This window comes from Thioalkalivibrio sp. ALE28 (genome assembly GCF_000377425.1).
GTDB lineage: Bacteria > Pseudomonadota > Gammaproteobacteria > Ectothiorhodospirales > Ectothiorhodospiraceae > Thioalkalivibrio.
This window is the reverse complement of the sequence record NZ_KB898119.1, coordinates 1-4,468: the sequence shown is the minus strand read 5'-3', so window position 1 is coordinate 4,468 and position 4,468 is coordinate 1. Positions and strand designations below refer to the sequence as shown.

Annotated in this window: 6 protein-coding genes; 4 read left to right on the top strand and 2 right to left on the bottom strand. The window is 66.2% G+C overall.

Annotated elements, in window-relative coordinates; translation table 11 throughout:
- Positions 1–314: 314 nt before the first annotated feature.
- Entirely contained in the window at positions 315–794 is a 480-nt protein-coding gene (gene smpB, locus D105_RS0114025; RefSeq protein ID WP_018879902.1) for an SsrA-binding protein SmpB, read from the bottom strand.
- A 197-nt stretch (positions 795–991) separates the two neighbouring features.
- On the opposite strand from smpB, the gene D105_RS0114020 reads away from it, so the two are divergent.
- Genes D105_RS0114020 through D105_RS0114010 form a run of 3 tightly spaced genes read left to right on the top strand, consistent with a single transcriptional unit; the run spans position 992 to position 3,172 of the window.
- Positions 992–2,350, top strand: coding sequence for a sodium-dependent transporter (locus D105_RS0114020; protein ID WP_018878812.1), 1,359 nt, complete (start codon positions 992–994; stop codon positions 2,348–2,350).
- Positions 2,350–2,790, top strand: coding sequence for a type II toxin-antitoxin system RatA family toxin (locus tag D105_RS0114015; protein ID WP_018878811.1), 441 nt, complete (start codon positions 2,350–2,352; stop codon positions 2,788–2,790). Before D105_RS0114020 ends, D105_RS0114015 begins: the two co-directional genes overlap by 1 nt.
- Before the next feature lie 28 nt (positions 2,791–2,818).
- Positions 2,819–3,172: an RnfH family protein gene (locus D105_RS0114010; protein ID WP_051074742.1), complete on the top strand. Its 354-nt coding sequence runs from the start codon at positions 2,819–2,821 to the stop codon at positions 3,170–3,172.
- A gap of 45 nt (positions 3,173–3,217) precedes the next feature.
- Here D105_RS0114010 and D105_RS0114005 read toward each other — a convergent pair whose 3' ends face one another.
- The gene (locus D105_RS0114005; RefSeq protein ID WP_017940352.1) at positions 3,218–3,580 is read right to left on the bottom strand and encodes an outer membrane protein assembly factor BamE; all 363 of its coding nucleotides are present in this window, start codon (positions 3,578–3,580) and stop codon (positions 3,218–3,220) included.
- A gap of 98 nt (positions 3,581–3,678) precedes the next feature.
- Here D105_RS0114005 and fur point away from each other — a divergent pair, with 98 nt between their 5' ends.
- Complete coding sequence (gene fur / locus D105_RS0114000) at positions 3,679–4,104, top strand: ferric iron uptake transcriptional regulator (protein WP_017940353.1); 426 nt, start codon at positions 3,679–3,681, stop codon at positions 4,102–4,104.
- Positions 4,105–4,468 lie beyond the last annotated feature (364 nt).

Here is a 4,468-nt window from a genome sequence, read left to right as displayed (position 1 = left end):
AGCGGGCCGGGGTCGCGGCAGTCGGGCGTGTTTCTTGGTGACTTCTTTGCACGAGCAAAGAAGTCACTCGGGGCGCGCTGGCGAGTCAGCGCCGGGCAGTATGCGGACAGAAGCCACCGTAAACACCGAGCGGCGAACCAGGACCAGCCACCACATGGCAGGCGACGGACCGAAGGCACGTAAACACCGGAGGACGAACCAGGACCAGCCACCACGAGGCAGGCGGCCGGACGAAGGGACCGTAAACGGCGAGGGACGGGGCCGGGGCGACCGGCGCGAGCCGGAACGGGGACGGCGGGCGGGGTGCCGCGGCGTTAGTTGTGCTTCAAAATCCGCGCCCGCTCGCGCTCCCAGTCCTTGTCCTTCTTGGCGGCGCGCTTGTCGAATTCCTTCTTGCCCTTGGCCAGCCCGATCTCGAGCTTGGCGCGGCCACGCTTCCAGTACAGGGCCATCGGTACCAGGGTGTAGCCCTTGCGTTCCACCGCGCCGACCAGGCGGTTGATCTCGGAGCGGTGGAGCAGCAGCTTGCGCGTGCGGCTGGGGTCCGGGTTGATATGGGTGGAGGCAGTGGGCAGCGGGGTGACGTGGGCCCCGAACAGGAAGGCCTCGCCGTTGCGCAGCAGCACGTAGGCCTCGCTCAGCTGCGCGCGCCCGGCGCGCATGGACTTGACCTCCCAGCCCTCCAGCTCCAGCCCCGCCTCCAGGCGATCCTCGATAAAGAAATCGTGGCGCGCCTTGCGGTTGAGCGCGATGGTGCTGGAGTTGTCGCCGCCTTGTTTCTTCTTCTTTCCCATAACCCGCGCAGTGTACTGCAGGCGGCGCGGCGAAGCAGTCGGCATGGGCCTGCATCCGTGGTGAAAGTTGAGCCTGAGGACCCGCTGCCCCACAATTCCGGCGGACTCGGCGACGCGCTGTGCGCCCGGGCCCGGGCGCTGCCCGGGCGCGATGGCCGCGCACACGCCTTCCGTCTCCGCTCACAAAGGAGCCACTGATGCCTGCCACGACCTCGATCCACGGGCAATGGACGACCCGCCTGGCCTTCATCCTGGCGGCCACCGGTTCGGCCGTCGGCCTCGGCAATATCTGGCGCTTCCCCTATATCGCCGGCGAGAACGGCGGCGGGGCCTTCGTGCTGGTGTATCTGGGCTGCATCCTGCTGATCGGCCTGCCGGTGATGATGGCGGAGATCCTGCTGGGACGGCGCGGGCGCCAGAGCCCGATCAACACGATGTCCGCCCTGGCGCGCGAGGAGGGGCTCACGCGCGCCTGGGGGATGATCGGCTGGATCGGGGTGCTGGCCGGGTTCCTGATCCTGTCCTTCTACAGCGTGGTGGCCGGCTGGTCGCTGTCGTATGTCTTCAAGTCGGGCACGGGCGGCTTCCTCGGGCTGGACGCGGACGGTTCCGAGTCGATGTTCGGCAACATGCTGGCGGACCCGGAGGCGCTGCTGGCTTGGCATACCATCTTCATGGTGATGACGGCGATGGTGGTCGCGCGCGGGGTGCAGTCGGGCCTGGAGAAGGCGGTGACGATCCTGATGCCACTGCTGTTCGTGATGCTGGTGGTGATGGTCGGCTATGCAATGGTCGAGGGGCAGTTCTTCGCCGGTCTGCAGTTCCTGCTGTATCCCGATTTCTCCGCGCTGTCGGCGAACGCGGTGCTGCTGGCGATGGGCCAGGCCTTCTTCACGCTCAGTCTCGGGATGGGCGCGATCATGATCTACGGCAGCTACCTGCAGAGTGAGGCGTCCATCGCGCGCACCTCGGCGGCGGTGGTCGGGGCGGATACCCTGGTGGCGATCATGGCCGGGCTGGCGATCTTCCCCATCGTGCTCGGAGCCGGGCTGTCGGCCGAACAGGGGCCGGGGCTGATCTTCGTGACCCTGCCGCTGGCGTTTGCCGATATGCCGGGCGGCCTGTACTTCGGCACCATGTTCTTCGTGCTGCTGGTGTTTGCGGCCTGGACCTCGGCGATCTCCATCATTGAGCCGGCGGTCGCCTTCCTGGTGGAGAACCTGGGGCTTAGCCGGGTGATGGCGACGTCGCTGATCGCCATCGGGGCCTGGTTCCTGGGGATTGGCGCGCTGCTGTCGCTGAACGTCTGGTCCGACTACACCCTGTTCGACATGGGCATCCTGGACCTGCTGGACTACGTGACGGCCAACATCCTGCTGCCGCTGGGCGGCTTCCTGATCGCGATCTTCGTGGGCTGGCGGATGACCGAGCGCTCGGTGCAGTCCGAACTGCGCATGAAGCACCCGGCGCTGTATCAGGTCTGGTACTTCCTGGTGCGCTTCGTCGCGCCGGTCGCGATCCTGTTTGTCTTCCTGCGTGCGGTGGAGTTGATTTGATGGCCTCGAAGATTCGCCGCTACGCGGATGTGCCCTACACCCAGGAGCAGATGTTCAATCTCGTGAACGACGTCGATGCCTATCCGGAATTCCTGCCGGGCTGTCGCAGTGCGTCGGCGCACCCGCGCGGCGAGCACGAGGTGGAAGGCACGATCGAACTGGCCAAGGGCGCGTTGCACAAGTCGTTTACCACCCGCAATACCCTGAAACGCCCGGAGAGCATCGACATGCGCCTGGTCTCCGGACCGTTCCGGCGACTGCACGGGACCTGGACCTTCAGCCAGGTGGAGGGCGGCAAGACCCGTATCGCCCTGGAGCTGGAATTCGAGTTCGCCAACCGCATCATGGCCTTCGCGATCGGGCCGGTGTTCAACCAGATTGCCAATTCGCTGGTCGATGCCTTTGTCCAGCGCGCGCGCGAGGTCCACGGTGCCGGATAGTCCCGTGGCCCCGGCCGCCGCGGACGGCATGATCCGCGTGGAGGTGGCCTATGCGCGCCCCGACCGCCAGGTGATCCTGCCGCTGGTGGTGCCCGAGGGCACCACGGTGGATACCGCGCTGCGCCAGTCCGAGATCGAGCTGCAGTTTCCGGAGATCGACCTGGAGAATGCGAAGGTCGGGATCTTCGGCAAGATTACCCGGCGCGACACCGTGCTGCGGCCGCGTGACCGCATCGAGATCTACCGTCCGCTGATCGCGGACCCGAAGGAGGTGCGCCGCCAGCGCGCCGGGAAGGGGCGCAAGAAGAAGCCGGGCAAGGGAGACGCGGAAGCCGGGGGCGAATCGAAGAAGGACGCAGGGCCGGAGAACGCGGAGGAATAGCGAGAGCCCTGTGAGCCCGCGGCACTTCGGGGATGCGGGCGAGCGTCAGTCGTTGTCCATGTCCACCGGGTGCTCGTCCAGCGCGACCGGCTGCGGGATGTCGGCATCCACGTGGCTGACCACGCCGTTCGCAAAATGCACTGTGACCCGCTGGCGCTCGGTCGCCCCGAAGCCCGGGCGGCGGTAGTAGACGTAGTCCCAGCGCTCGTCGGCGCGGAAGGCGGGCTCCAGCTGGGGCGACCCCATCAGGAAACGGACCTGCTGCGGCGTCATGCCGGGCTGGATCTGCGCCACCTGGACGGGGTCGATCACGTTGCCCTGTTGTACATCCAGACGGAACTGGTTGAGGCCGCCGCAGGCGCTCAGCAGGCTTGCGGCCACGGCGATAGAAATGAGAATCTTGATCATCTGAGCGGGCGGTCCTCGGCGTCTGGTGGGCCGTGAACGCGCATGGTACACCAAAGCGTCCCGCCGCTCTCAAGCGGATCGGACCGGGAAAACAGGCAATGGAAACCAGTAATCTCAAGAAGGCGGGACTCAAGGTCACGCTGCCGCGGATGAAGATCCTCGAGATCCTCGAGACCTCGGAGACCCGGCATCTGACGGCCGAGGCGATCTATCGCGAGCTGCTCGAATCCGGCGAGGAGATCGGCCTGGCCACGGTGTATCGCGTGCTGACCCAGTTCGAGGCGGCCGGGCTGGTCTGTCGTCTGCACCTGGAGGGCAATCAGGCGGTGTTCGAGCTGGAGCGTGGTGGCCACCATGACCATATCGTGTGCAACCAGTGCGGGCGGGTCGAGGAGTTTTTCGACGAGACGATCGAGCGGCGCCAGCGCGAGGTGGCCCAGCACCACGGTTTTTCCATCAAGGATCATGCCCTGGTCCTGTACGGCGACTGTAACGACCACGCCTGTCCCCACCGCCCGGCCTGACCGCTATCGGGGTTTTACTCACCGCGGACCGGCTGGCACCGGTTCCGCCGCGGGTGTGCAGTAGCTTCCGATTCGGCTGCTTGCCTTTTTGTGGCTGGCCCTGGTTCGGCCTCCGGAGTTTAAGGTGCCTTCGTCCGGCCGCCTGCCCTGTGGTGGCTGGTCCTGGTTCTGCATCCGGTGTTTACGTGCCTTCGGCTCACCGCCTGCCCTGTTGTGGCTAGGCCTGGTTCGTCCTCCGGTGTTTACGTGCCTTCGGTCCACATACTGCCGTGCGCTGACTCGCCAGCGCGCCCCGAGTGACTTCTTTGCTCGTGCAAAGAAGTCACCAAGAAACACGCCCGACTGCCGCGACCCCGGCCCGCTG